The sequence below is a fragment of the Microbispora sp. KK1-11 genome (assembly GCF_006874435.1).
Classification (GTDB): domain Bacteria; phylum Actinomycetota; class Actinomycetes; order Streptosporangiales; family Streptosporangiaceae; genus Microbispora; species Microbispora catharanthi.
Window position 1 is genome coordinate 1 of sequence record NZ_VIRJ01000038.1, and the last position, 25435, is coordinate 25435.

Annotated in this window: 25 protein-coding genes; 15 read left to right on the forward strand and 10 right to left on the reverse strand. The window is 72.5% G+C overall.

The genetic code is table 11. From position 1 onward, the window contains the following. Positions 1 to 458: HAD-IC family P-type ATPase (locus FLW16_RS37025; RefSeq protein WP_142560663.1), on the forward strand; the 458-nt coding region annotated here is incomplete at its 5' end. A gap of 78 nt (positions 459 to 536) precedes the next feature. Here FLW16_RS37025 and FLW16_RS37030 read toward each other — a convergent pair. Continuing rightward, positions 537 to 857 (reverse strand): hypothetical protein, encoded by a 321-nt coding sequence (locus tag FLW16_RS37030; protein ID WP_142565473.1) that lies wholly within the window; start codon positions 855 to 857, stop codon positions 537 to 539. Between the two features lie 171 nt (positions 858 to 1028). Between FLW16_RS37030 and FLW16_RS44130 the strand changes: the two genes are divergently transcribed. From FLW16_RS44130 to FLW16_RS37050, 4 genes are all read left to right on the forward strand, one after another. Then, on the forward strand, positions 1029 to 1307 hold the full coding sequence (locus FLW16_RS44130; RefSeq protein WP_185949758.1) for a hypothetical protein: 279 nt from the start codon (positions 1029 to 1031) through the stop codon (positions 1305 to 1307). A 108-nt stretch (positions 1308 to 1415) separates the two neighbouring features. Further along, a complete protein-coding gene (locus FLW16_RS37040) occupies positions 1416 to 1886 on the forward strand; it encodes a MarR family winged helix-turn-helix transcriptional regulator (RefSeq protein WP_142565477.1) in 471 nt (156 codons plus the stop codon). Between the two features lie 241 nt (positions 1887 to 2127). Next, positions 2128 to 2961 (forward strand): alpha/beta fold hydrolase, encoded by an 834-nt coding sequence (locus tag FLW16_RS37045; protein WP_139575377.1) that lies wholly within the window; start codon positions 2128 to 2130, stop codon positions 2959 to 2961. Between the two features lie 130 nt (positions 2962 to 3091). Next, the gene (locus tag FLW16_RS37050; protein ID WP_260616005.1) at positions 3092 to 4513 is read left to right on the forward strand and encodes a PhoX family protein; all 1422 of its coding nucleotides are present in this window, start codon (positions 3092 to 3094) and stop codon (positions 4511 to 4513) included. Positions 4514 to 4554: 41 nt separating this feature from the next. Here the strand turns inward: FLW16_RS37050 and crcB (FLW16_RS37055) are convergent, their stop codons facing one another. Genes crcB (FLW16_RS37055) through crcB (FLW16_RS37065) form a run of 3 tightly spaced genes read right to left on the reverse strand, consistent with a single transcriptional unit; the run spans position 4555 to position 5809 of the window. After that, on the reverse strand, positions 4555 to 4926 hold the full coding sequence (gene crcB / locus FLW16_RS37055; RefSeq protein ID WP_142565481.1) for a fluoride efflux transporter CrcB: 372 nt from the start codon (positions 4924 to 4926) through the stop codon (positions 4555 to 4557). Next, entirely contained in the window at positions 4923 to 5276 is a 354-nt protein-coding gene (locus tag FLW16_RS37060) for a DUF190 domain-containing protein (RefSeq protein WP_142565483.1), read from the reverse strand. Before FLW16_RS37060 ends, crcB (FLW16_RS37055) begins: the two co-directional genes overlap by 4 nt. Next, complete coding sequence (crcB, locus tag FLW16_RS37065; protein WP_260616006.1) at positions 5273 to 5809, reverse strand: fluoride efflux transporter CrcB; 537 nt, start codon at positions 5807 to 5809, stop codon at positions 5273 to 5275. Before crcB (FLW16_RS37065) ends, FLW16_RS37060 begins: the two co-directional genes overlap by 4 nt. Positions 5810 to 6204: 395 nt before the next feature. Here crcB (FLW16_RS37065) and FLW16_RS37070 point away from each other — a divergent pair, with 395 nt between their 5' ends. Together FLW16_RS37070 and FLW16_RS37075 are read left to right on the forward strand one after the other, a co-directional pair. Next, positions 6205 to 7356 (forward strand): hypothetical protein, encoded by a 1152-nt coding sequence (locus FLW16_RS37070; RefSeq protein WP_142565485.1) that lies wholly within the window; start codon positions 6205 to 6207, stop codon positions 7354 to 7356. 38 nt (positions 7357 to 7394) lie between these two features. Further along, a complete protein-coding gene (locus FLW16_RS37075; RefSeq protein WP_142565486.1) occupies positions 7395 to 9200 on the forward strand; it encodes a BTAD domain-containing putative transcriptional regulator in 1806 nt (601 codons plus the stop codon). Here FLW16_RS37075 and FLW16_RS37080 read toward each other — a convergent pair. After that, positions 9147 to 10469 carry an MFS transporter gene (locus FLW16_RS37080; protein WP_142565488.1) on the reverse strand — a complete coding sequence of 441 codons (1323 nt, stop codon included), beginning with the start codon at positions 10467 to 10469 and terminating at the stop codon, positions 9147 to 9149. The genes FLW16_RS37075 and FLW16_RS37080 overlap by 54 nt on opposite strands. 210 nt (positions 10470 to 10679) lie before the next feature. Between FLW16_RS37080 and FLW16_RS37085 the strand changes: the two genes are divergently transcribed. The 5 genes from FLW16_RS37085 to FLW16_RS37105 all read left to right on the forward strand — a co-directional run bounded on the left by FLW16_RS37085 (position 10680) and on the right by FLW16_RS37105 (position 15914). Further along, complete coding sequence (locus FLW16_RS37085) at positions 10680 to 10892, forward strand: aroma-sacti cluster domain-containing protein (protein ID WP_142565490.1); 213 nt, start codon at positions 10680 to 10682, stop codon at positions 10890 to 10892. Continuing rightward, on the forward strand, positions 10889 to 13981 hold the full coding sequence (locus FLW16_RS37090) for an AAA family ATPase (RefSeq protein ID WP_142565492.1): 3093 nt from the start codon (positions 10889 to 10891) through the stop codon (positions 13979 to 13981). Before FLW16_RS37085 ends, FLW16_RS37090 begins: the two co-directional genes overlap by 4 nt. Continuing rightward, positions 13978 to 14904, forward strand: a complete 927-nt coding sequence (locus tag FLW16_RS37095) for a S8 family serine peptidase (RefSeq protein ID WP_142565494.1) — start codon at positions 13978 to 13980, stop codon at positions 14902 to 14904. The genes FLW16_RS37090 and FLW16_RS37095 overlap by 4 nt, the downstream gene beginning before the upstream one ends. Beyond that, positions 14891 to 15517, forward strand: a complete 627-nt coding sequence (locus FLW16_RS37100) for a GAF domain-containing protein (protein ID WP_142565496.1) — start codon at positions 14891 to 14893, stop codon at positions 15515 to 15517. Before FLW16_RS37095 ends, FLW16_RS37100 begins: the two co-directional genes overlap by 14 nt. Positions 15518 to 15629: 112 nt before the next feature. Next, positions 15630 to 15914: a DUF1540 domain-containing protein gene (locus FLW16_RS37105; protein ID WP_142565498.1), complete on the forward strand. Its 285-nt coding sequence runs from the start codon at positions 15630 to 15632 to the stop codon at positions 15912 to 15914. A gap of 7 nt (positions 15915 to 15921) precedes the next feature. Here the strand turns inward: FLW16_RS37105 and FLW16_RS37110 are convergent, their stop codons facing one another. The 5 genes from FLW16_RS37110 to FLW16_RS37130 all read right to left on the reverse strand — a co-directional run bounded on the left by FLW16_RS37110 (position 15922) and on the right by FLW16_RS37130 (position 22256). Further along, positions 15922 to 17733, reverse strand: a complete 1812-nt coding sequence (locus tag FLW16_RS37110) for an IucA/IucC family siderophore biosynthesis protein (protein ID WP_142565500.1) — start codon at positions 17731 to 17733, stop codon at positions 15922 to 15924. Further along, positions 17730 to 18347, reverse strand: coding sequence for a GNAT family N-acetyltransferase (locus tag FLW16_RS37115; protein ID WP_142565502.1), 618 nt, complete (start codon positions 18345 to 18347; stop codon positions 17730 to 17732). The genes FLW16_RS37110 and FLW16_RS37115 overlap by 4 nt, the downstream gene beginning before the upstream one ends. Beyond that, the gene (locus FLW16_RS37120) at positions 18344 to 19636 is read right to left on the reverse strand and encodes a lysine N(6)-hydroxylase/L-ornithine N(5)-oxygenase family protein (protein WP_142565505.1); all 1293 of its coding nucleotides are present in this window, start codon (positions 19634 to 19636) and stop codon (positions 18344 to 18346) included. Before FLW16_RS37120 ends, FLW16_RS37115 begins: the two co-directional genes overlap by 4 nt. Continuing rightward, the gene (locus FLW16_RS37125; protein WP_142565507.1) at positions 19623 to 21143 is read right to left on the reverse strand and encodes an aspartate aminotransferase family protein; all 1521 of its coding nucleotides are present in this window, start codon (positions 21141 to 21143) and stop codon (positions 19623 to 19625) included. The genes FLW16_RS37120 and FLW16_RS37125 overlap by 14 nt, the downstream gene beginning before the upstream one ends. Before the next feature lie 87 nt (positions 21144 to 21230). After that, on the reverse strand, positions 21231 to 22256 hold the full coding sequence (locus tag FLW16_RS37130) for an ABC transporter substrate-binding protein (protein WP_142565509.1): 1026 nt from the start codon (positions 22254 to 22256) through the stop codon (positions 21231 to 21233). An 87-nt stretch (positions 22257 to 22343) separates the two neighbouring features. On the opposite strand from FLW16_RS37130, the gene FLW16_RS37135 reads away from it, so the two are divergent. The 3 genes from FLW16_RS37135 to FLW16_RS37145 all read left to right on the forward strand — a co-directional run bounded on the left by FLW16_RS37135 (position 22344) and on the right by FLW16_RS37145 (position 25403). Continuing rightward, positions 22344 to 23420: an iron ABC transporter permease gene (locus tag FLW16_RS37135; protein ID WP_142565511.1), complete on the forward strand. Its 1077-nt coding sequence runs from the start codon at positions 22344 to 22346 to the stop codon at positions 23418 to 23420. A gap of 76 nt (positions 23421 to 23496) precedes the next feature. Next, complete coding sequence (locus tag FLW16_RS37140; protein WP_260616008.1) at positions 23497 to 24537, forward strand: iron chelate uptake ABC transporter family permease subunit; 1041 nt, start codon at positions 23497 to 23499, stop codon at positions 24535 to 24537. A gap of 50 nt (positions 24538 to 24587) precedes the next feature. After that, the gene (locus tag FLW16_RS37145; RefSeq protein ID WP_142565607.1) at positions 24588 to 25403 is read left to right on the forward strand and encodes an ABC transporter ATP-binding protein; all 816 of its coding nucleotides are present in this window, start codon (positions 24588 to 24590) and stop codon (positions 25401 to 25403) included. The last annotated feature ends 32 nt before the right edge of the window (positions 25404 to 25435 follow it).

The following is a 25435-nucleotide window of genomic DNA, read 5'->3' on the forward strand; positions in this document are numbered from 1 at the left end:
CCGGCGACAACCAGGCGGTCGCCCGGACGGTCGCCGCCCAGGTGGGCATCGATGAGGTGATCGCCGAGGTGTTGCCGGCCGACAAGGTCGATGTGGTCAAACGGTTGCAGGCCGAGGGCAAGACCGTGGCGATGGTCGGGGACGGGGTCAACGACGCCGCCGCGCTGGCTCAGGCGGATCTGGGGCTGGCCATGGGCACGGGCACCGACGTGGCGATCGAGGCGGCCGATCTGACCCTGGTGAGGGGGGATCTGCGGGTGGCGGCCGATGCGATCCGGCTGTCGCGGCGCACGTTGCGCACGATCAAGGGCAACTTGTTCTGGGCGTTCGCCTACAACGTCGCGGCTCTGCCGCTGGCCGCCGCGGGGCTGCTCAATCCCATGATCGCCGGAGCGGCGATGGCGTTCTCCAGCGTCTTCGTCGTCAGCAACAGTCTCAGGCTCCGCCGCTTCCGCTGAATGGTTCAAGGGCCGGGTCGTCCACAGCCTGTGGACGACCCGGCCTCAGTCATACGTGGAGCGCCGGCCGGCGGGGCGTCAGCGGGCCAGGCGGCGGCCGGTCTCCTCGATCAACTGCCACAGGACCGCCGCGAGCTCCGGACGCTCCTCCAGGACGCCCTCGATCCGGGCGCGCCAGGCGCCGACCTCGGCGGACAACGCGTCCTCGCGAACGCCCTGCACAGGCCGGGGCTCGTCTCGGTGGAGGCGCGCGCGGGTGCGGGTCAGGTCTCGTTCGTACGTGTGCCCGAGATGGCGTCCGAGCGTCTCACCGAGCCACCAGTAGGCGTCGTCCGTCGCGGCCGCGACGAACACCCTGGCGCTCTCCCACGCCACACGCTCCCTGTGGATGACGGCCACGCCATCGACGGTACGTCCGGACTTCACGGCGGGCAATGGCCGCTTCGCCACCGGTTTCTCGCCGGGCTTTTGGTGCTTCACCGGGAGCGCCCTGAGTTTGTCGCAACCCGCACACGGATACGAAGAGTAACGATCGAGCACGATTAGTTACACCTGAGATGAGGAATCTTCATGCACCACCCTTTCCGTCTTCTGTCCCTGGCCGCCCTGACCTGCGTGGGCCTGCTCGCCGCCGCGCCCGCCTACGCGGGCTGCGGTTGTGACACGCCGAAGGTCGCCAAGCCCGCGGCCGCCGCCGTGGACCTCGGCGCGAGGGCCGACGCGGGCCTCAGCCTGGGCCTCGGCCTCGCCGTCGACCTGGACCTCCGCCTCGGCCTGGACGCGCGGGCCGGCACCCACCCGGGGACCATGAGCTGCGGCAGGCCCATGGTGCTGCGCCGGTGCCGCTGACGGGGCCGGCGTGACCCGGCCGGCGCCGGGTCACGCCACCCGGAAAAACCTCGTGCACGATTGGACCGTTCACGTGCAGATGGCGGGCCAGGCTCCTAGAGTGGAAGGATGACCGGCACCACGAGCGAGCGGCTTCCCCGCATCCTCGATGACAAGATGTGCTTCGCGCTCTACGCCGCCTCCCGCGCCGTCACCGCCCTCTATCGTCCGCTTCTCGACGAGATGGGTCTCACGTACCCGCAGTTCCTGGTCCTGCTGGTCCTGTGGGACGGCCCCGAGGAGGGCGTCACGGTCAAGGAACTCGGCGCCGCGCTGCACCTCGACTACGGCACGATGACGCCGCTGCTCAAGCGCCTGGAGGCGAACGGCCTGCTGCGCCGGGAGCGCCGCATCGACGACGAGCGCACGGTGCAGATCACGCTGACCGAGAAGGGCGCCGGGCTGCGGGAGCGCAGCGACGACATCTTCGCCTCGGTCGGTGACGCGATGGCGCTCGAATCCGGGGAGTTCACCCGCACACTGGCCACGCTGCGCCGCCTGACCGCGAACGTCACCGCGTACGCGAACCGGCGAGACTGAGGGGCTGACGCTTCGCGACCAGCCGCCGCCTTTGTCGTCGGCAGCCCCGGCGGCCGGCCGCGCCCGCTCGCCTGCACCCTTCATGATCCGCACAACCGTGACCTTATCGGCGGCAGGCCCATGAGGTGCTGAGCGCGCGATTACCTTGCGCACAACTTAATTGTGCCCTAGTCTCTGGGGCGTGCGAGGAAACCGGTTGCAAAGGCCGGGGTCACGAACCGGAGATCAGAAGGAGCACGTCATGGCGTACATCACCGTCGGCCAGGAGAACAGCACCGACATCAACCTGTACTACGAGGACCACGGCAGCGGGCAGCCCATCGTGCTCATCCACGGCTACCCGCTGGACGGCCACTCGTGGGAGAAGCAGATCCCCGCCCTGCTCGGCGCCGGCTACCGCGTCATCACCTACGACCGCCGCGGCTTCGGCCAGTCGAGCCAGCCCACCGTCGGCTACGACTACGACACCTTCGCCGCCGACCTGAACACGCTGCTGGAGACCCTCGACCTGCGTGACGTGATCCTCGTCGGCTTCTCCATGGGCACCGGCGAGGTCGGCCGCTACCTCGGCACGTACGGCTCGGCGCGGGTGGCCAAGGCCGCGTTCCTGGCCTCCCTCGAACCGTTCCTGCTCAAGACGGAGGACAACCCGGAGGGCGTGGACGGCAGCGTGTTCGAGGGCATCCTCGAGGCCGTCACCAAGGACCGCTACGCCTACTTCACCGACTTCTACAACGCCTTCTACAACACCGACGAGAACCTCGGCACGCGCCTGAGCGAGGAGGTCGTCCGGGCCAACTGGAACACCGCCGCGGGAGCGTCGTGGTACGCCTCGTCCGCGGCCGTCCCCACCTGGACGACGGACTTCCGGGCCGACATCCCCAAGATCGACGTTCCGACGCTCATCGTGCACGGCACCGCCGACCGCATCCTGCCCATCGAGTCCACCGGCCGCCCGTTCCACCGGGCGCTCCCCCAGGCCGAGTACGTCGAGATCGAGGGCGCCCCGCACGGCCTGCTGTGGACCCACGCCCAAGAGGTCACCGACGCGCTCCTCGCCTTCCTGGCGAAGTGACCCGCAGGCGGGACATCCCGTCCTGAGATCGTTGTCGCGCGTTCACCCTCGCGTCCGTTTCACGGAAGGAGGGGTTCAGGACGAGGAAATGGGATCACATGGCCTGCCGTATGCACCGAAAGGTACGTCTGTGAGTTCCTCCCTCTCCCGCCGCGACCTCATGCGCTCGGCCGCCGCCGGCGGCCTCGGCATCGCCATCGCGGGCAGCATCGAGGCCATCGCCGGCCCCGCCGCCGCCCAGGCCGCCCAGGCGGGGGCCGGCAAGACGACCGGGTACGGCCCGGTCGTCGCCGACCCCGCCGGCCTGCTCGCCCTGCCCGCGGGCTTCTCCTACAAGATCGTCGCTCAGGCCGGCAAGACGGTGCTGGAGTCGGGCGAGCCGACCCCCAGCGACGCCGACGGCACCGGCTGCTTCCGCGGCCGTGACGGCTGGGTGCTGGTGAACAACCACGAGATCGGCGGCGACGAGCCCTACGGCGTGCCGGCCCTGCCCGGACTGACCTACGACCCGGGCGCGAAGGGCGGCACGACGACCATCGAGGTCGACAGGAACGGCAACAGGGTCCGCGAGTACGTCAGCGTGGCCGGCACGCACAACAACTGCGCGGGCGGCATCACGCCGTGGGACACGTGGCTGACCTGCGAGGAGACCGAGCAGCGGGCCGGCGGGGCCTTCCAGAAGGACCACGGATACGTCTTCGAGGTGGACCCGTTCGACCGCGAGGCCAACAAGAACCCGGTGCCGCTGAAGTTCCTCGGCCGCTACTCCCACGAGGCCGTCGCGGTCAACCCGCGCAACTCCGAGATTTACCTGACCGAGGACGCGAGCGGCCCGAACGGCCTGTACTTCCGCTGGACCCCGCCCCACGGCTTCCACGGCCGCAAGGGCGCGCTGCGCGCGCTGGCCCTGGGCCCCGGCGGCGACACCGCGGGGAAGCTGCAGGCCATGCGGTGCCGCAAGGGCAACAGGCACATCGCCGACCTGTCCGAGGCGACCCAGCCGGGCACCCGCTACAAGGTCGAGTGGGTCGACGTGCCGGACCGGGACGCCAAGACGACCTCCGTGCGCAAGCAGTTCACCGACGACCAGATCACCCGCAGCCGCAAGCTGGAGGGCGCCTGGTGGGGCGACGGCGGCGCGTACTTCGTCGCCAGCTACGCCCGGCACGACGACGGCAGCGTCAACGAGCACGACGGCCAGGTCTGGTTCTACGACCCCGAGTCGGAGACCGTCACGCTCAAGACGATCTTCGGTGTCAACCCCGACCCGGAGCAGGACACCGACTACGACGGGCCGGACAACATCACCGTCTCGCCGTACGGCGGCGTCATCCTGGCCGAGGACGGCGAGGGCCTGTCGCACCTGGTCGGCGTGACCGACAAGGGCACGCCCTACCCGATGGCCCGCAACGAGCTCAACGACAGCGAGTTCACCGGCCCGACGTTCAGCGACGACGGCCGCATCCTGTTCGCCAACATCCAGACCCCCGGCTACGTCTTCGCGATCACCGGTCCCTGGACCCAGAAGCACAACGGCCACGGGCACCACTGACCCCGTGCCGCAACCGCCCCACCCGGCCGGGTGGGGCGGTTTCAGGCCAGGAGGGCGGCCAGCGCGAATCCGGCGGCGGCGGCGAGAAGGCCGAGGACCAGGCTGCCGAGCGCGTTGAGCCCGGCCTCCAGGACCGAGCCCTCCTCCAGCAGCCGTACGGTCTCGAAGCCGAACGTGCTGAACGTCGTGAACGCACCGCAGAAGCCGGTGCCGAGCAGGGTGACCATCGCGGCGGGCAGCCCGAGGTCGTCCCGCGCGCCGAGCAGCAGCCCGAGCACGAGCGACCCGGACACGTTGATCGTCAGCGTGCCCCAGGGGAACACGCTGTCGTGCAGGCGCTGCACCAGCCGATCGATCAGATAACGGGCGGGGGCGCCGACGACGCCGCCGAGGAAGACGAGCAGCAGGGTCACGGCTCCGCCCGCCCCGGCTCACGCCCCACGTAGCGGTAGACCTCCACCGGATCGACGATCACCAGTCCCTCGGTCACCAGTTCGTCCAGTTCTGCCACGAACGCGCTGATCCTCTCCGGGACGTCCACGATGACGACGGCGACGGGCAGGTCCTCGCTGAGCGACAGCAGGCGGCTGGTGTGGATGCGCGAGGAGGCGCCGAAGCCCTCGATGCCCCGGAACACGCTCGCCCCGGCCAGTCCCATGGCGCGCGCCCGGTGCACGATCTCGGTGTACAGCGGCCGGTGCCGATACTGGTCGCTCTCCCCTATCAAGATCGTCAGGCGCTGCGCGGGGCCGTGCAGCCTCATCCGTCCCCCCTCCTGCGCCGCCGTACGGGGAGGCCCGCCAAGGCGCGGGCGAGGACGATGCCGCACCAGACCGCGACCAGCCCGGCGACCAGGCTGCCCGCCGCGTACACAGCGGCCGTCGGCCACGCACCGCGCGCCGACCTGTCCACGATCTCCGTCGTGAAGGTGGAGAACGTGGTGAATCCGCCGAGGAAGCCGACCCCGAGGAACGGACGGACGTAGCGGCGCGGCGGCCAGACGTCCAGGACGAAGACCATCAGGACCCCGAGCGCGAAGCAGCCGGTGACGTTGGCGAGGAACGTCGCCCAGGGGAATCCGGTGGGCGGCGCAGGGAAGGCCCGGCCGAGCAGAAACCTGGCCACGGCGCCGGCTCCGCCGCCGAGGGCGATCACCGCGAGGACGTCCCAGGTCCGGCGGCGGGCCGGGGCCGGGGCCGCCGGCCCGCGGAACATGTCCCGCTCGTGGCGAAGGTCCACGTCGGGGTCGACCGGCAGATCAGCCTCTTCCCGATCGCCGCGTACGCGCCGGCTCACGCCGCCCTCCTCACCTCGCCACCGCGCATCTCAGTTTAGGTGCCGCACCGGAACGGCCATCCGGGCCGCCGTGGCCGTCGCGGGCGATTCGCGATCAACAGCGGGATGCCCCTATTCAGGAATTGCTCACGACCACAATTTACGGGTCGGGACAGAACAGCAGCCAGGGCTTCCGACAGTCGCCGCTTTCCGGACATAGACCTGTAATGACCTGCTCGAATGCAACTCCTACATATAACAATAAACATATCAATTAACCACATAAGGTTCTATTGACAGCAAACCGGAGCCACCGTTGACTGGTGGGATATGGGCGTGATCACGAAAATGCCGCCGGTGGAAGCGTCGCCGGCGCGAGGTGACGGATTCGGATCGCGCACGGCTGCGGTCACGCCTTGTTGAGCGCCACCGGCGTCCCGGGCCAGGCCGGGCCCGGACGGTCGTGCGACCCTCACCTCACCGTCGACCTGCGCGGATCGCCGGGCTCGGTGTCGTGGCGGCTCCCGGAAACCGGGCCGGCCACGGACGCCGCACCCTGCGTCGTGCTGGCCGACCGTGCGGGCTGCGCCGAGTTCGCCGTCCTCCAGGAGACCCTGCACCACCTCGGCGTGCCGAGCGTACGCGTCGACGCCGAGAGCGTTGCCGCGCTGCGGCTGTCCGCCACAGTGACCGGCGGGGCCGGGCACGACCGCACCTGGCGCGTGCTCGACCTGGACGGCCGCCGGATCGCTCCGACCGTCGTCTGGGCGCGTCACTTCTCCCCCCGGGCCGTGCCCGCGACGGCGGATGCCGCACAGACCCTGCTGCGGGCCGAGTCCTGGCACGCGTTCGTCCGCCAGCTCCGCTCGCTCGCGCCGTCCAGCCTGCCCGGCAACCGTCCCGGCCGCCTGGAGCAGCTCGCCGGGGCGGCGGCGGCCGGGATCCGCGTCCCCCGGACGGTCGTCACCACCGCCCCGGCGGAGGCCGCCGCCGCGATGCCGGGCCGCCGGGTCGTGGTCAAGGTCGTCGGGGAGCATTTCATCGAGACCTCGCCCGGCCTCCTGACCGGGGTGCTCCCCGAGATCGCGGCACGTGCGGAGGTCCTGCGCCGGCCCGCCCTCGACTATCCGGTCATCGTGCAGGAACACGTCGAACACGACGCCGAGCTGCGGGTCTACCACGTCGCCGGGGCCGTGCACGCCTACGCCGTCGGCAAGCGCGCCCCCGACTCGCCGTGGCGGGAGGAGGCCGAGGTGACGGTCACGCCGGTCGCCGCCCCGCCCGCGGTCGCCGACGCCGTACGCAGGCTCGCGAGCCTGTGGGGGCTGACCTACGGCGCCTTCGACCTGCTGCTCAGCGCGGGCGAGGTGGTGTTCCTCGAAGTCAACACCGACGGCGACTGGCGCTGGTTCGAGGCGAAGGCCGGAGGGCGCGAGGTCTCCACGGCCGTCGCGCTCGCGATCAGGACGCTCCACCTTGCGGCCCTGGGGAACACCGGACCCCCGTCGCCGCTCGGACTCGTCGACTTCCTCCTGCTGGGCACTCGGACACCCGGCTCCCGCCGGTGACCGGGGTCGCCGCGCAGACCCGGACCAAGGAAAGCGCCATGGGTGACGTGAGCTCGCCTCGACTGCACTGCTCGATTCTCGGCTCGCTGGAGGTCCGCGTCGCGGGCCGCAGGGCCGTCATCGGCGCTCCGAAACAGCGGCTCCTCCTGGCGATACTGCTGTGCCACGCGAACGCGGTCATCCCGTCGGACCAGCTGATCGACTCGTTGTGGGGCGAGACCCCGCCGCGTACGGCCCGCAAGAACCTGCAGGTCTACATGTCCGCGCTCCGAAAGATCGTGGGCGATCGGATCAGCTTCCAGGGATGGGGCTACCGCATCAGCGCCGATCGCGAGGAGCTCGACCTGCTGCGCTTCCTGGAACTGGGCAGGTCGGGGCGCGCCGCCGTCCGGAGCGGAGACCTCGCCACCGCCGCCGCGCTGCTGGGCGACGCCGTCCGCATGTGGCGGGAACGGCCGCTCGAGGAGTTCTGCCATGTCCCGCTCGTGGCCGCCGAAGTGGGCCGCTTCACCGAGCTCTTCCTGTCGATCTACGAGGACTGGGTCGAGCTGGAGATCGAGCTGGGCCGCCACGTCGAGGCCCTGGGCTCCCTCGACGTCGTCGCCGCGCGGTTCCCCGCCCGCGAGCGCGTCGCCGCGGCCAGGATGACCGCGCTGTCGCGGTGCGGGCGGGCCGCCGAGGCCCTGGCCCACTTCGAGGGCCTGCGCCGGCACCTCGCCGGCGAGATGGGAATCGATCCCAGCCCGGTGATCAGGCAGCTCTACCAGGCCATCCTCCGCGGCGACGGATCCCCGCCCGCACGTCTGCCCGGCCTGGCCGGCGCCGCCCGTCCCCGGACCGTACGGGCCCTGGCGAACCGGCTGCCCCGCGCCATCGACGACTTCGTGGGCCGGGAGGCGGAGGTGCGGCGCATCCTGGACGAGCCCGCGCCCGTCACGGTGATCACGGGCGGGCTCGGCGCCGGCAAGACCTCCCTCGCCGTGCACGTCGCGCACCTGCTCGCCCCCCGCTATCCGGACGGCGCCGTGGTGATCCCGCTGCGGCGTCACGGCGTCCCGCGGCCGGCCGCGGACGTCCAGCGGGAGATCCTTGAGGGCGTCGGCCTTGAGGTCGCCGGCGTGCGCGAGGACGACGTGCTGGCCTCCGTCTGGCGGTCGTGGCTCGCCGACCGGAAGGTCCTGCTGGTCCTCGACGACTCGCCGGACGAGTCGAGCGTCCGCATGCTGCTCCCCGGCACCACGTCGAGCAGGGTCCTGGTGACGAGCCGGGGCAGGCTCAGCGGGCTGGAGTCGGTGGCCAGGATCGATCTCGATGACCTGTCCACGAGTGAGGGCGTCGAGTTCCTGAGCCGGTTGATCGGCCGCGACCGGGTGGCCGGGGATCTGCCCGCCGTCCTGCGGATCTTCCGCAGGTGCGGGCTGTCGCCCCTGGTCCTGCGCCTGCTCGGGGGCCGGCTCGCCGGGCTGCGGCACCTGCCGCTCGGCCTGCTGGCGGAGCGGCTGGAACGTACCGAGGACGTGCTGGACGAGTTCGTCGCGGGGGACGTGTCACTGCGCCGGCGGTTCGAGGAGTGCTACGCCCACCCGTCGTGGTCGCATCGCGCGGCGTTCCTCGCCCTGGGCGCGCTCGACGGCCCGGTCTTCGGGCACGAGGAGCTCGTCGCGGCGCTGGACGGCACAGAAGGGCGGGGCGAGCGGGTCATCGAGTCCCTGTTGGAGGCCGGTGTCCTGTCGATTCCGCAGGCCGAGACCGACGCCGAGGTGGTCGCCCACTCCTTGTCGTACGCGATGTCACCGCTCGCCCACCGGTTCGCGGCCGAGCTCGGCGAGGACCGGAACCGCTGAGGGCGCGGAACCGGCGGCGGGGGCAGCCGGCACGTCGAGGCCGCGCAGCGCGGGGCTGATCGAGGCCACCGCGCAGCCCGCCGCGAGCAGGCCGCCCACCGCCACCAGCGCGCCGGCGCCGCCGACGTACTGCGCCAGCAGGCCGCCGAGCAGCGGCCCCACCGGGGTCAGGCCCATGGTGGCCATGGTGAACACGGAGACCACCCGGCCCGTCATCGCGTCCGGGACGAGCCTCGCGAGCAGGACACGCAGGACCACGTTGAGCGCCGGCGCCGCGACCATCGCGAGGAAGAGCGGGACCACCGGCCAGTACGGCCCGAACGGCAGGGCGGTCGCGCAGACGGCCAGCGCGAAGAACCCGACCACGGCCAGCATGAGCCTGCCCGGCGGCAGCAGGCGTCCGATCCTGGCCGACAGGGTCGCGCCGAGCAGGCCGCCCAGGCCCAGCCCGGCCAGCACGACGCCGGTCGCGGCCGCATCACCGCCGCGCGACTCCACCATGACGATGACGGGCAGCAGCAGCGCGTTCGCGACGAGGTTGGCGACCAGGGCGAACGCCAGCCCGGCGCGCAGGCCGCGATGGCGCCACAGCCAGCCCGCCGCCTCCATGACGTCGGCCCGCATCCCGGTCTCGCGCCGCTCCACCGCCTCCGCCGGCCGGCGCGGCACCCGCACGCGCACCAGGCACACCAGCGAGACCAGGTAGCTGAGCGCGTCCACGGCGAACGGGAGGGCCCGGCCCAGGCCGAACAGGAAGCCGCCGAGTGGCGGCCCGGCGAGGGAGGCCGCGTGCCCGCGCGCCTCCTCCTGGGCGTACGCCTCGGGGAGCTGCCCGGGAGCCACGACCGCGCGGATCGCGGCGGCTCTGGCGGGCCCGAAGAAGGAGTCGGCCGCGCCGGTCACCACCGCGACCGCCACGATCTGCCACAGCGCCACCCTGCCGGTCAGGACGGCGGCGGCGAGCGCGGCCAGGGCGAGACACCGGACGACCTCGGCGGCGATCAGGATCCGGCGCCGGTCCCACCGGTCGACCCACGCCCCTGCGGGCAGGGAGAACAGGAGATTGGCCGTGATCCGGCAGGCGCCGACCAGCCCGGCCAGCGCGGCGGAGCCGGTGACGGCCAGGATCAGCAGCGGGAAGGCCACCCAGGTGAGCGTGGTCCCCAGCTCCGATGCCGCCGCCCCCGTCCAGAGCATCTGGAACCGGGAGTTACGGCGCAGCGGCGGCAGCTCACTGTGCTTGCCGGTGCGATCGCTCCGCTCACTCATGCTCGGAGCGTGCCAACCGGCGGTTGGCGTCCAGTAGGGACGCGGTATGGCGCCGGTATGCGCGGCCGGACCAGGCGTGATCGGGGCCAGTATGGCGGCGGCATGGCGTCGCCATACTGGCCCTGAACCCTCCGTCCTTACCGTTGGCGGCGTACCCCTGTGGCCGACAGGTCCCGCACGACCCGTCCCCGCACGACCAGGAGGTGGCCGATGAACAGCCGCGAGGTTCAGGGCGGGCCGGCACCGTTCGACCCGTTGACGGCCCTGCGTGAGGCGGGCCACCCGGTGGAACTGCTCAACGAGCGGCAGCGGCAGGTGTTCGCCGAGCTGAGCAGGCCGGAGGTCGAGCTGCTCAACTCGATCAAGACCCGCCTGGACGCGGCGGCCGGCGAGGTCGAGGGGCAGGAGCTCAAGCTCGTATGAGCGCCGGGGCGGCCCGCCCTGCGCGCCGGAACGTCGTCGTCGTCTTCATCGACCTGGTCGGCTCGACGGAGCTCGCCGAACGGCTCGATCCCGAGCTGCTCAGGGACGTCCTCGACCGCTACTACCGGGCGTGCACCTCCGGCGTCGAGGAGCACGGCGGCGTGGTGGAGAAGTACATCGGGGACGCGATCATGGCCGCCTTCGGCATCCCCGCCGGCCGCGAGGACGACGCGCTCAGGGCGGTCCGCGCCGCGCACGCCGCGCTGCAGCGGGTGCGCGAGCTGAGCGAGGACCTGGCCCCCACGCACGGCATCCGGCTCGACGTGCACTGCGGCGTGAGCGCCGGGGAGGCGGTGGTCATCGCCACTCCGGGAGCGGACCTGCGGGTCATCGGCGACACCGTCAACACGGCCGCCCGCCTGCAGTCGGCCGCGGGCGTCGGCGAGATCCTCGTCGGGGACGAGGTCGCGCGCATGGTCCGTGCCCAGGCGCGTCTCGAGCCCGTGCCGCCGCTCACGCTGAAGGGCAAGAGCAACCCCGTACGGGCCTGGCGGGTGACCTCCCTGGAGCCCGACACCGGCCACGACGACGACCAGATCCCGCTCATCGGCCGCGACTCCGAGATCGGGCGCCTGCGCGCGGCCTACCGGGACGCGGTGCGGGACCGCCGGTGCCGGGTGGTGACCGTGCTCGGCGTGCCGGGCATCGGCAAGTCCCGGCTCGTGCGCGACTTCGTCCACGAGCTGCCCGCCGGGGTCACCGTGATCAGCGGCCGGTGCCGCTCGTACGGCGTGGGGATCACCTATCGCCCCATCGTGGAGATGGTCGAATCCCTCGGCGACGACTGGCGGGACATCCAGCCTGCCCTGGAGGCGTCGAGTGGCTCCACCCTGCGCGGCCTGGCGACCGCCGACGCCTCGCGCGCGCCGCGCACCGGGGAGGACGCCGGCGTCGAGGAGATCTCGCGGGCGGTGCGCGCGCTGTTCGAGGCGCTGGCCCGGCGCGGCCCGCTGGTGGCGGTCTGGGAGGACCTGCACTGGGCCGAGCCGACCCTGCTCGACCTGATCGACGACCTCGCGGCGTGGCTCGCCGACGTGCCGGTCCTGGTCGTACGGGTGGCCAGGCCCGAGCTGCTGGATGCGCGGCCCGCCTGGGGGGACGACGCGGAGCGTGCCGCCGCGTTCGAGCTGGGGGCGCTCGACGCCGCCCAGATGGAACGGCTGGTCGCCGAGCTGGCCGCACACCGGCTGCCGGACGCCGAGGTGGTCGCCCACGACATGGCCGCCGGCCGGGCCCTGTGCCTGCGGGTGGCGCGGAGCTCCGACGGCAACCCGCTGTTCGCCGAGCTGCTGCTGGAGACGCTTGCCGAGGAGGGCGAGGACGCCCCGCTGCCGCCCACCATCCAGGCGCTGCTCGGCGCGCGCCTCGACCGGCTCGACGAGGGGGAGCGCGACGTGCTCGAACGCGCCGCGACGATCGGCCACGTCTTCACCCGCGACCAGCTCGGCATCCTCTGCGCCGCCGAGCCGCAGGCCCGGCTCGACGTCGACGAGCTGCTCGGGCGCCTGATCCGCACGCGCATGGTCCGGCGCGGGGAGGCGCCGGGGTCGTTCCGCTTCACCCAGACGCTGACCCGGGACACGGTCTACGCCATGACCCGCAAGGACCTGCGGGCCACCTGGCATCTGGCCCTCGCCGACCGGATCGCCGGCCAGGCCGGCGCCGCCGAGGCGTCCCGCGCCGCCCTTTCGTCCCATACCGGCGAGGAGAGCTCGCACGGCGACCTGACCCACCACCTGGAGACCGCCTGCCTGCTCAAACGGGAGGTGCGGCCGGACGACCCGATGCTGCCGGCGCTCACCGAGCGGGCCGCCCGCGCCCTGGTGGGCGAGGGCACCCAGGCGCTGCACCGCAAGGACCTGCCCGCCGCCATCGCCCTGCTGGAGCGGGGCCGCGACCTGCTGCCGGCCGGCCACGCCGAGCACCGGGTGCTGGCCGTGCGCATCTGCGACGCCGGGCTGGCCCGCGGCGAGGCCGACCGGCCGTACGACGCGCTGGACGTGGCCGAGCGGATGCTGCCGGACGACCGGCGCAACCGGCTGATCTGCGCCATCCAGCGCGAGACGCTGGCGGTGCGCTTCGGCACCCGCCCCGCGTCGGGCGAGCCGCTCCGCGACCTGCTGGCCGCCGACCCCGGCGACGACCTCGGCTGGTGCCGTTTCCACCATCTCGAGGCGCTGGTGCGCATCGGCGAGGGCCGGTTCGGGGCGGCCGAGGCGGCGCTGCGCGACGCCCTGGCCCGGGCCCGCTCCCTCGGCGACAGATATGAGGAGAACCGCCTGCTCAGCGGGCTCTGCGAGTTGGCGCAGTGGTCCCCCACGCCGCTGGCCGAGGGGCTGAGCCTGTGCGTCGGGGTGTCGGGCAGGTTCCGCGCCGACCGGGCGATGCTCCTGCCCGTCCTGGTCACCGAGGCGCGGCTGCTCGCGCTCGCCGGCTACGTCACCGCCGCCAGGGCCGTCCTCGACAAGGCCGACCAGTACGCCGGCGACCTCCACCTCGATCTCGCGGCGACGGCGGTCCTCCAGGTGCGCGGGCTGGTGGAGTCGCTCGTCGACCGGCACGCCGAGGCGGAGGCGCTGTTCCGCAGGGCGGCGGCGGACCTCCATCGGGCGGGCCAGTCCGAGCCGGCGAGGACGCTGGAGCTCTACGCCGCGCGCGAGCTGCTCCGGCAGGGGCGGCACCCCGAGGCCGCGCGGGAGCTGGACCGGTTGCGTGCCGCGGGCGGACGGCTGCAGACCCGCGGCGAGCTGACCCTGCTCGCGCTGAGCGCCCGGGTCGCGGCTCTCGACGGCGGCCACGGCGCGGCGGGCGCCCTCGCCGCCCAGGCGGAGGAGCTGCTCGCCCGCACCGACGACCCCTGCCTGCGCGGGGACGTGCTGGCCGACCTGGCGGTGGCGCACCGCGCGGGCGGGCGCACCGGCCCGGCGGCCCAGGCCGCGGCCCGCGCGCTGCGCGACTACGCGGCCAAGGGGGCGGAGCTGCCCGCCCGGCGCGTACGCCGGTGGATCGAGGAGGAGAGGCCAACGTGACGCAGCCCCCATGGCGCCGGGAGCGGCGTGAGCACTTCCCCGGCGTGCCGGCCTGGAGTCTGGCGACCTCACGGCTGGCCCCGGAGGAGTTCGGCGTGAGCCGCCTGGAGGACGTCACCAGGGAGTGGGCATGGGGTGACGACAGCGCGGGTGACGACAGCACAGGTGACGGCACGGGTGATGACGGCGCGGGCCGCGCCGACGGAGCGGGCGTGCGCGTCTGCGTGCTCGACACCGGGGTGGACGCCTCTCATCCGCGGGTCGGGGGCCTGGAGCGCTCGCTGGTGGTCGCCGACGGCGAGGACCTGACGGTCGTCGACTGCGACCCGGTGGACCCCGTGGGGCACGGGACCGCGTGCGCCGGTGTGATCCGCTCGATCGCCCCGGCCGTCTCGCTGACCTCGGTGCGGGTGCTGACCGACGGGCGCTCCGGCAGCGGGGCCGCCCTCCTGGCGGGGCTGCGCTGGGCCGTCGAGGAGGGGTTCGACCTCGTCAACCTCAGCCTGTCCACCACCAGGAGCCAATATCTGCCCGCGCTGCACGAGCTGGCCGACCGCGCGTACTTCCGGCGCTGCCTGCTGGTGGCCTCGGCCCACAACATGCCGGTCGTCAGCTTCCCCTGGACCTTCTCCTCGGTCATCTCGGTGGCCAGCCATGACGAGCCCGACCCCATGACCTACTACTACAACCCCGCGCCGCCGGCCGAGTTCCTCGCCCGGGGCGTCCGGGTCCCGGTGGCCTGGCGCCGCGGCAGGGAGATCCGCAGCACCGGGAACAGCTTCGCCGCGCCGCACATCACCGGGATCTGCGCGCTCATCCTGAGCAAGCACCGGTGGATGACCCCCTTCCAGCTCAAGTCCGTGCTCTACCTGGCCGCCAGCAACGTCGTCACATCCAAGGGAGGCGCGCATGTCCGTGCATGAACGGCGCTCCGACAGCGAAATCACCGAGCGCAGGCTGCTGCAGTCCACCGTCGAGGTCGCCCGGCACGTCTTCGCCTCGGCCGCCGCGTCGGTCTTCCTGGTGGACCAGGAGACCGGCGAGCTGGTCTTCGAGGCCGTGTCGGGCGAGGGGGAGCAGCACCTGGTCGGGACGCGCTTCCCGCCCGGCACAGGCATCGCGGGCTGGGTCGCGGCGAGCGGCCAGCCGATGATCGCCGACGAGGTGGCCGCGGTGCCGCAGTTCGCCCACGACGCCGCCGAGTCCACCGGCTATGTCCCCCGCAGCATCATGGCGGCGCCGGTGATCCGGCAGGAGAGCTGCATCGGGGTGCTGGAGGTGCTCGACAGATCCGCCACCTGGCGGGGGGACCTCGCCGACGTGGACCTCCTCGCGATGCTCGCCGCCCAGGCCGCGTACGGCCTGGAGCTTCTGCTGCGGCTGCGGCGGGCCGAGGCGGCGCTGCCGGCGGCGCCCGGCGGCGACGACGTCCACGTGCTGCTGCAGAGGATCTCCGACCGGGTGCCGCGCGACGGCGGCGCCGCCGACCCGACCGCCCTGAAGCTCCTCGCCGTGGCCGAGGAGCTGCTGCACTGAATCCCCTGGCGTGGTTTGGCCGAGTCTGGGACCGCGGCGGAGATTGCCGACCTGGTCGAAGGCGGTATGAGCCAGGACGAAAGCCACGATCGTCAGGGGGGAACAGCCGCTCATGGAGATGCCCGTAGTCAACCGTTGCGAGGCCACCTCGTGCGCGTACAACCGCGACCGCGTGTGCCACGCCACCGCGATCACGGTCGGAGACGCGTCCCACGCGCACTGCGACACGTTCTTCACCGCGCCCGCGCAGGGTGGCGACCAGGAGACCGTGGGCCGGGTGGGCGCCTGCAAGATGTCCGACTGCCGGCACAACGTGGCGCTGGAGTGCCAGGCGCCCGGCATCGACATCGGCTACTCCCAGGACGAGGCCGACTGCCTCACGTACGCCCCGGCGTAGGCGGCGCTCAGCTCTCCGGCCGGACCGCAGCGACCGCGGCGACCGGGGCGACCGGGGCGAAGCGGCCGATGGGGTTGACCAGCTCGCCGGCCATCTGCAGCGCGGCCGACGGGTCGGTCAGGTCCACCATCTGCCGGTTGTCGCGCAGTTGCAGGCGGTTGAGGCACGACAGGGCGAACCTCTCGGCGAACAGGTCGTAGCGCCGGAACCGGTCCGCGAGGTGCGGGACCGACCGCTGGTAGGCCGCCGCGCACTCGGCGACGGTCCGCCAGAAGGCGTCCTCGTCCAGCACGCCGTCCGTGGCGAGCACCGCGTTGAGGAAGCGCAGGAAGCAGTCGAAGACGTCGGTGAAGATCGACAGCAGCCGGTGGTCCTCGGGCACCTCCGCGCGGATCCGCCGGACCTCGGGCGGCAGGTCCGCGTCCGGGTCCATGACCACGATCTCCTCGGCGATGTCCTTGAAGATCACCCGTTCCACCGCGCCGCCGTCGAGGACCAGGATGACGTTCTCGCCGTGCGGCATGAACGCCAGGTCGTACGCGTAGAAGGCGTGCAGCAACGGGACGAGGTACGCGTCGAGGTAGCGCCGCAGCCACACCTCGGGGGCGAGGCCCGACTGCTCGACCAGCGCCGCCGCGAACGACCGTCCTTCTTGATCGGTATGCAGCAGGGAGGCCATCGTGGCCGGCCGCCGGCCCGGCTCCAGGCCCGCGACCGGGCTCTCCCGCCACAGCGCCGCCAGCATCTTCCGGTAGGGCGAGTGGCGGTCGGTGGCCGCCTCGTACAGACGGTTGCGGTAGCCCACGGCCGCCCGCTCACGAATTATCGTCAGGCCGGTCGCGCGGAGGACCTCGTCGTGCCTGATCAGGTCGGCGAGCCAGTCGTTGATCGCCGGGGTGCCCTCCATGTACGCCGCCGACAGGCCCCGCATGAAGCCCATGTTCAGCACCGACAGGGCCGTCTTGACGTAGTGCCTGGACGGCTCGCTCGCGTTGAAGAACGTGCGGACCGACTGCTGGGCGAGGTGCTCGTCGTCGCCGGGGCCCAGGCAGACCAGCCGCCGCTCGGCGAGCTCCGCCGCGAACGTCACCGAGATCCGGTTCCACCACTGCCAGGGATGCACCGGCACGAGCAGGTAGTCGGCCATGTCGAGCCCCAGGCCGGCCAGTGTTCCCGCGAAGCGGGCCAGGGCCTCCTCGCCCAGTTCGCCGCGCATGAGCCGGTCGTAGTCGATGTCGCGCGAGCAGGTGAACGTGGTGTGGTCGCGGTGGGCGGCCAGCCAGATCAGCCGTACGGGCGCGGCGGCCTCGGGAGCGTAGAGATGGTGGTCGTCGATCCCGTAGCCGATCCGGCCGCTGTTGGCCACGAAGCACGGGTGGCCCTCGGTCATGGCGGCCTCGATCTCCTGGAAGCCGGCCTTCGCCAGCTCGGCCGCGCCGACCTGCGGGCGGCTCAGCTTGTACGCGAGGCTCGCCAGCGTGGAGGTGATCTCCTCCAGGTAGACCGGGAGGATCTCGTCGCTCAGCCCGAGCGGGCCGCGCATCTCGGTGACGAACTCCAGCGCGTCGAGCGGCAGGGGCTCGCCGGAGGGCCCGTGGCGGGTGACCTCGCCGATGTGCCAGTGGTCGAGGGACATGACCGTGGCGGCGAAGCGATACTCCACGTGATCGCCGCGCACGGCGAAACGGCCGTCGCCGAGCGGGCGCGGGGCGAGCAGCCGCTCGTGGGCGAACTCGGCGAGCGCCTTGCGCACCAGCCGCCGGTTGGCCTTCTCCCACGTGGCGGGGGTGAGATGGGAGACCGCCTCGATGGGATTCACGCCGTCGCCTCCCGGGTCGCCGCGAGGAACCGCTCCCGGGTCGCGGCGAGGAACCTCTCCCGGGTGCAGACGCTCAGCAGGGCGTCCTTCTCCGGCTTGGCGACGGTGCCGACGACCTCGAAGCCGACGGCCGCGTTGAGCGCGTGCACCGCCGTGTTGCGCACGTCGGGCTCGACCACCACCCGCCGGGTCGCGGGATCGGCGAACAGCAGCTCCATGACCGTGGTGATCACGGCCAGGGTGAAGCCGTGAACCGGCGTCTCGGCGGGCGCGCACAGGAAGTGCATGCCGGCGTCGCCCTCCTCGGCGTCGTAGAGGCCCGCCAGCTCGACCCGGGCGGGGTCGTAGCGCTCGGCCAGGAAGGCCGGACGGCCGTTCACCAGCCCGAGGAACGCGTCGCGGTGCGGGTGTCCGACGATCTCGCGGTACTCCTGCTCCACGCGGGCGACGTCGGCGTCCTGCATCATCCAGAACACCGCCTTGGGGTGGGTGACCCAGGCGTGCACGACCGGGGCGTCGGCCTCCGGGTCGAGCCGGCGTACGGCGAGCTCGCCGACCCGGGCGTCCGTGCGGCGGAAGACGACGTCGCTGTGCCCACCGCTTCGCTCGCTCATGCCACCACGCCCTCGGGCGCGCCGAACTCCTGGAAGGCGATGGCCTTCTCGATGGGGTAGTGCTCCCGGCCCAGGATCTGGCCGATGATCCACGAGTTGCGGTAGGGGCCCATGCCGAGGTCGGGGGAGGTGACGCCGTGGGCGTGGGTGGCGCCGTTCTGCACGAAGATCCCCCGGCCGGTGACGTCGACGCTGTAGTTCCTGGCCACGTCGAACCGGCCGTGCCGGTCCCACCGGATCCGGTCGCGTACGGGGTCGAGGAAGGCGGGGGGCGCGTAGCGGTAGCCGGTGGCCAGCACGAGCCCCTGGGTGACGAGCGTGAAGTCGCGCTCCTGCTCCACGTGACGCAGCCCGAGCGTGTATTCGCCCCGGTCGGCGTCGTAGGCCGCCTCGCGCAGCTCGGTGCAGGTCAGCAGCCGGGTGGGGATCGGACCGCCGACGGTCTTGGCGTAGAGCAGGTCGAAGATGTCGTTGATCAGCGCCGCGTCGATGCCCTTGTAGAGGCCCTTCTGCTCGGCTTCGAGGCGATATCGGGTGTCCTCGGGCAGCGCGTGGAAGTAGTCGACGTACTCGGGGGAGGTCATCTCCAGGGTCAGCTTGGTGTATTCCAGCGGGAAGAACCGCGGGGACCTGGTCACCCAGTTCAGCCTGTAGCCGCAGGTGTCGATGTCGGCCAGCAGATCGCGGTAGATCTCGGCGGCGCTCTGCCCGCTGCCGACGATCGTGATGCTCTCCTTCGCCTGCAGCGCGGCCTTGGCGTCGAGGTAGCCGGCGTTGTGGACGAGGTCGCCGCCGAGGCCCCGGCAGGCCTCCGGCACGTAGGGCGGGGTGCCGGTGCCGAGCACGAGGTGCGGGGCCCGGTGTTCGGTCTCGCCGCCGCCGGTGACGGCGCGTACGACGTAGTGGCCGTCGGCCTCGTCGTACGTCACCGAGGTCACCCGGTGGCCGAAGCGGACGCTGCGCAGCCGCGCGGCGGCCCACCGGCAGTACGCGTCGTATTCGGCGCGGAGCTGGTAGAAGCTCTCGCGGATGTAGAAGGGGTACAGCCTGCCGGTCTCCTTCAGGTAGTTGAGGAAGGAGTAGGGCGAGGTGGGGTCGGCCAGCGTGACGAGGTCGGCGATGAACGGCGTCTGCAGCGTCACGGAGTCGAGCATCATCCCGGGGTGCCAGGCGAAGCCGGGCCTCGCCTCCAGGAACACGCCGTCGAGCTCGGCGATGGGCTCGGCGAGGCAGGCCAGGCCCAGGTTGAACGGCCCCAGCCCGATCGCGACGAAGTCATGAGTGGACATGCGTTACCTCCGAGTGGTCGGCGAGCGGGGCGAGATCGTCCACGTACCGCTGGGCGTGTCCGGCGAGGAGGTCGAGGACGTGCGCGACGTCGTCCAGCGTGGTCTCCGGATTGAGAAGGGTGAACTTCAGGTAGTGGCGTCCGCCGACCGTGGTCCCCGCGACGACGGCCTCGCCGGAGGCGGCCAGGGCCTCACGGGCGTACAGGTTCGCGTCGTCGGCGAGCTTGCGGCCGGGACCTTCCCGCGGCAGGTAGCGGAAGACCAGCGTGCTCAGCGGCGACCGCGTGACGATCTCGAAGCGCGGGTCCGCCGCGACCAGGGCGTACGAGGCGGCCGCGCGGTCCACGACCTCGTCGAACAGCTCGCCGACCGCGTCCGGGCCCATCACCCGCAGCGTCAGCCAGAGTTTGAGCGCGTCGAAGCGGCGGGTGGTCTGCAGGCTCTTGTCCACCTGGTTGGGGATCCCCCGCTCGGCCATCCGCCGGGGGTTGAGGTAGTCGGCGTGGTGGGCCGCGTGCCTCAGCACCGCGCCGTCGCGCACCAGCAGGGCGCTCGAGCTGACGGGCTGGAAGAAGGACTTGTGGAAGTCGACGGTGACCGAGCCGGCCCGCTCGATCCCGTCGAGCAGGTGCCGCCGTCTGCGCGAGACCAGCAGCCCGCAGCCGTACGCCGCGTCCACGTGCAGCCACACCCCGCCGGATTCACTCACCCCGGTCGATTCACACAGGGCGGCGATCTCCGGCAGGGGGTCGATCGAGCCGAAGTCGGTGGTGCCGGCGGTGGCCACCACGGCCATGACCACCAGTCCGGCGCGGCGGCAGCGGTCGAGTTCGCGGGCGAGCGCGGCCGGCCGCATCCGCCGTTCGTCGTCGGTCTTCACGGCGACGACGGCGTCCGGCCCGAGGCCGAGCAGGTTCGCCGCCTTGCGCACGCTGAAGTGCCCGGCCTCGGACGTGATCACGCGCAGCCGCGACGGAACGGCGCCGGCGTTCGTCAGGGCCTCCTCGCGGGCGAGCAGCAGGGCATGGAGGTTCGACTGCGTGCCACCGCTGGTGAAGACGCCGTCGGCGGCGGGACCGAAGCCGATCCGGCCGGCCGTCCACTCGATCAGGCGGCGCTCGATGAGCGTGCCGCCCGCGCTCTGGTCCCACGTGTCGAGCGAGGAGTTCACCGCCGACAGCACCGCCTCTCCCAGCAGCGCGGGGATCACCACCGGGCAGTTGAGGTGCGCCAGGTAGCGGGGGTGGTGGAAGTAGACGGCGTCGCGCAGGTAGACCCGTTCGAGCTCGTCGAGGGCGGCGGCGTGGTCGTGCAGCGGACGTTCGAGGTCGATCGCGGCGATCTCCGGCGCGAGCCGTTCCGGGGACACGCCGCTGAACGGCCGGTCGGCGCGCCGGATCCGGTCCGCCACCCGCTCGGTCGCCGCGGCCATCGCCCGCCGGTAGCCCTCCACCGTCCGGTCGTTGAACAGGTATGGCCGCGCGGCCCCGGCATGGGGATAGGTCATTGTCATCCTTACCGTGAGGAGTTAGGTTAGGCAAACCTAACTTTTGGGAGTCGACACGTGTCCCCGGGTGATTCCTCCGAAGCGTGGTCAGCCGAGCTTCTTGGCGTTCCGGATCGCCGAGGCAAGGCCCTCCAGGATCGGCGCGGCTCCGGCGTACGAGAAGCGCGGCACGGGGTCCCAGCCCACGACCTGGTCGGCCTTGACGGCGGGCAGCTTGGCCCAAGACGGCTTGGACGTCAGGTCCTCGGGCTGCAGCGCGGTGCCGCGGTTGTCGAGCAGGACCAGATCGGCGTCGTACTTGTCGGCGTTCTCCCAGCTCAGGTTCTCGTAGTAGCCGCCGTCGCCGGGCTTTTCCGGCTTGACGACGTCGACCCCGAGCTGGGTGAAGTACATGAGGTCGGTGTTGACCTCCGGGTTGGACACGTACAGCACGTCGGGGCTGCCCGAGGCGGCCAGGACCTTGATGCCGGGGTTCTCGGCGACCGCCTTGCGCACGCTCTCGGCGGCGGCCTCGAACCTGGCCTTGGCCTCGGCGACCTTCGGGGCCTTGAGGTCGGCGCCCAGCGACTCGGCGAGGGCGGCGTAGCGCTCGATCGGCTCGGTCATCGGGACGCGGGCCGTGCTGATGGCGACCGTGGGAGCGAGCTTGACGATCTTGTCCTTGCTCTCGTCCGGGACGTACCACAGGGCCCCGGGGTCGTACATGTGCGTCACGAGAAGCTCGGGACGCAGCGCGGCGTACTTCTCGATGTTGAACTCGCCCCAGACGTTGCCGAGGATCGTGACCTTGTTCACGTCCAGGTCGCCGGCCTGCGGCTCGGGCGAGCCGCCGGCGCGCTTCGTCTCGCCGAAGACGCCGACGACCTTCTGCTGCAGTCCGTAGTCGGCGAGCACCGCCGCCGTCCCGGTGAACGCCACGACCCGCGACGGAACGGCCCCCGCCGTGACCGTCTCCTTCCTGTCGTCGGTGAAGGACCACGATTTCGCGCTCTGACCTGCGGTGGAGGGCGCCGGATCGCTCGACCCGCAGGCGGCCAGCGCCAGGGTGAGTACGGCCGCTCCGCCCGCCGCGAAGAAGCCGCGACGGGACGTGGGGGAGTTCAGGTTTCGCACGGTTCGTCTTTCTCTCGCATGACCCAGGGGTCTTGGGGCTGATCGTTAGTTAGGTTACCCTTACCTAAGTTCTTGTCCAGAGGGGTGATGGAAATCGCCCCACGCCCCCCACCGGAGCCGGTCGTGGTCGTCATGGAGTCCTCGCAGATCAGCGGGCCTGCGGGGCCGCCGCGTAAACGCGCGGAAAACGGCCGGCGCGCCGCGGCGCTGCTGGGCTCGGCGGTCGCCCTGGCCGCCCTCCTCGTGCTCAGCCTCGGGCTCGGCGCCCGGCAGCTCTCCCCGGCCGAGGTCTGGCACGGGCTCGTCGACGCCGACTCGGCCGCCTACACGGTCGTCCACCAGATGCGGCTGCCGCGCACCCTCCTCGGGCTGCTCGCCGGAGTCGCGCTGGGGGTCGCCGGCGGCGTCATGCAGGCGCTGACCCGCAACCCGCTGGCCGACCCCGGCCTGCTGGGGATCAACGCGGGCGCCTCGGCTGCGGTGGCCACGGCCGCCGGGCTTTTCGGGGTGGCGACGTTCCAGGGCTACGTCTGGTTCGCCCTGGCCGGCGCGGCGGTCGTGTCCGTGCTGGTGTACGCGGTGGGCGGCGGGCGCGCGGCCACCCCGGCGCGGCTGGCGCTCGCGGGAGCCGCCATAAACGCCGCGCTCTACTCGTACGTGAACGGGACGATGCTGCTCGACGCGGCCTCGCTGGAGACCATGCGCTTCTGGACGGTCGGCTCGCTGGCGAGCGCGCAGGGCGAGACCGCGGCCATGCTGACGCCGTTCGTCGCGGCGGGCCTGCTGCTGGCTCTGGCCCTGGCCAGGCCGCTCAACGCGCTCGCGCTCGGCGACGACTCGGCGCGCTCGCTCGGCGCGCATCCCGCCCGGGTGCGGGCGGGCGCCATCGTGGCGGTGACGCTGCTGTGCGGGGCGGCGACGGCGGCCTGCGGGCCCATCGTCTTCGTCGGGCTCATGGTGCCGCACCTCGTCCGGGCGCTGACCGGCCCCGACCAGCGCTGGATGCTCCCCTGCTGCGCGCTGCTCGCGCCCGTGCTGCTGCTCGGCGCCGACGTGCTCGGGCGGCTGGTGGCCAGGCCGGGCGAGCTGCAGGCGGGCATCGTCACGGCGGTGCTGGGCGGCCCGCTGTTCCTGTACTTCGTGCGAAGGAAGGTCCGCGCATGAGCGAGCTCAGCGAGCGAATCAATAGGCACAGCGCGATTCGCTCATGCGACTCCGAGCCGTCAGGCGAGGAGGTGGCATGAGCGCCGTACGGCCGATGGCCGTTCGAAGGATCGCCGGCGGTGTGCCCCTGCGGGTCAGGGCCGTCGCCGTGGGAGCCGGCGGCCTGCTGCTCGCGCTCGTCTTCGGCGTGCTCGCGGTCGGCGGCGGCGACTACCCGATGAGCCCCTCCGACGTCGTCCGCACCGTCCTGGGCGGCGGCAGCCCGGCCGAGGACTTCATCGTGCACGAGCTCCGGCTGCCCCGCGTGGTCACCGCGCTGCTCGTGGGCGCCGCCCTCGCGCTGGCCGGCGCGGTCTTCCAGTCGCTCGTACGCAATCCGCTGGGCAGCCCCGACCTGCTCGGGTTCACCCAGGGCTCGGCGGCCGGGGCGCTCCTCGTGGTCGTCACGGGAGGCGGCAGCGCGGCGCTCGCGGGCGGCGCGGTGCTCGGCGGGGTCGTCACCGGAGCGGTCATCTACGCGCTGGCCTGGCGCGGCGGCCTGCACGGCCATCGCCTCGTGCTGGTGGGCATCGGCGCCACCGCGATCCTCACCGGCGTCAACGGCTACCTGCTGACCCGGGGACGGCTGATGGAGGCGGCGCGGGCCATGCTGTGGCTCACCGGCAGCCTGGACGGGCGCGGCTGGGAGGACGTCCTCCCGCTGCTCGTCGCGACGGCGGTGCTGGCGCCGGTGGTGCTGCTCGGCTGCGCGCGCCCGCTGGCGATCACGGAGATGGGCGACGACCTGGCGCGCGGCCTCGGCGTACGCGTCCAGGGCCTGCGGCTGGTCCTGCTGACGGCGGCCGTGCTGCTCACCTCTCTCGCGGCGGCGGCCGCCGGGCCGGTGTCGTTCGTCGCGCTCACCGCCCCGCACCTGGCCAGGCGGATGACCGGGGCGCCCGGGCCGAACCTGCTCGTCGCGACGTGCACGGGCGCGGCGCTGCTGACGGGCGCCGATCTGGCCGCGCAGCGGCTGTTCGCGGGCCACCAACTGCCCGTCGGGGTGGTGACGGGGGTGCTCGGCGGCGGCTACCTCGTCTGGCTGCTCGCCGCCCAGCGGAAGGCGGGACGGATATGACCCGGACGATCGAGCACGGAACCAGCGGACATGGGAACGGAGTGGCGGGCATGCACGACGACGGGCCGCGCCTGAGCGGCAGCGCGCTGACCCTCTCCTACGACAAGAGGGTCGTCGCCGAGGGCCTCGACGTCGTCATCCCCGACCGGTCCTTCACCGTGATCATCGGGCCCAACGCCTGTGGCAAGTCGACGCTGCTCCGGGCGCTGGCACGCATGCTCCGTCCGGCCGCCGGGACCGTGCTGCTCGACGGGCGGGACATCACCTCTCTGCCCGCCAGGAAGGTCGCCAGGACCCTCGGCCTGCTGCCCCAGACGTCCGTCGCGCCGGACGGCATCACGGTCGCCGAACTGGTCGGCCGCGGGCGCTATCCCCACCAGCGGCTGCTGCGCCAGTGGTCGGCCGGCGACGAGCGGGTGGTGCGCGAGTCGATGGAGGCGACCGGGGTCGCCGACCTGGCCGGACGCCTGGTCGACGAGCTGTCCGGGGGGCAGCGCCAGCGCGTGTGGATCGCGATGGCGCTGGCGCAGGAGACGCCGCTGCTGCTCCTGGACGAGCCGACGACCTACCTCGACATCGCCCACCAGATCGAGGTCCTCGACCTGTGCGCCCGGCTGCACGAGGAGCGCGGACGCACGCTCGTGGCGGTGCTCCACGATCTCAACCACGCCGCCCGCTACGCCACCCATCTGATCGCGATGCGCGACGGCCGGGTCGTGGCCGCCGGGGCGCCCGGAGAGGTCATGACCGCCGACCTGGTGGAGGAGGTCTTCCGGCTGCCCTGCCGGGTGATCGACGACCCGGAGACCGGCACTCCGCTGGTCGTTCCCGCCGCCCGCCGCCGTGCCGAATCGGCCACGCGGTGATGAGGACTCCGCCGGGGACGACGTCGTGAACA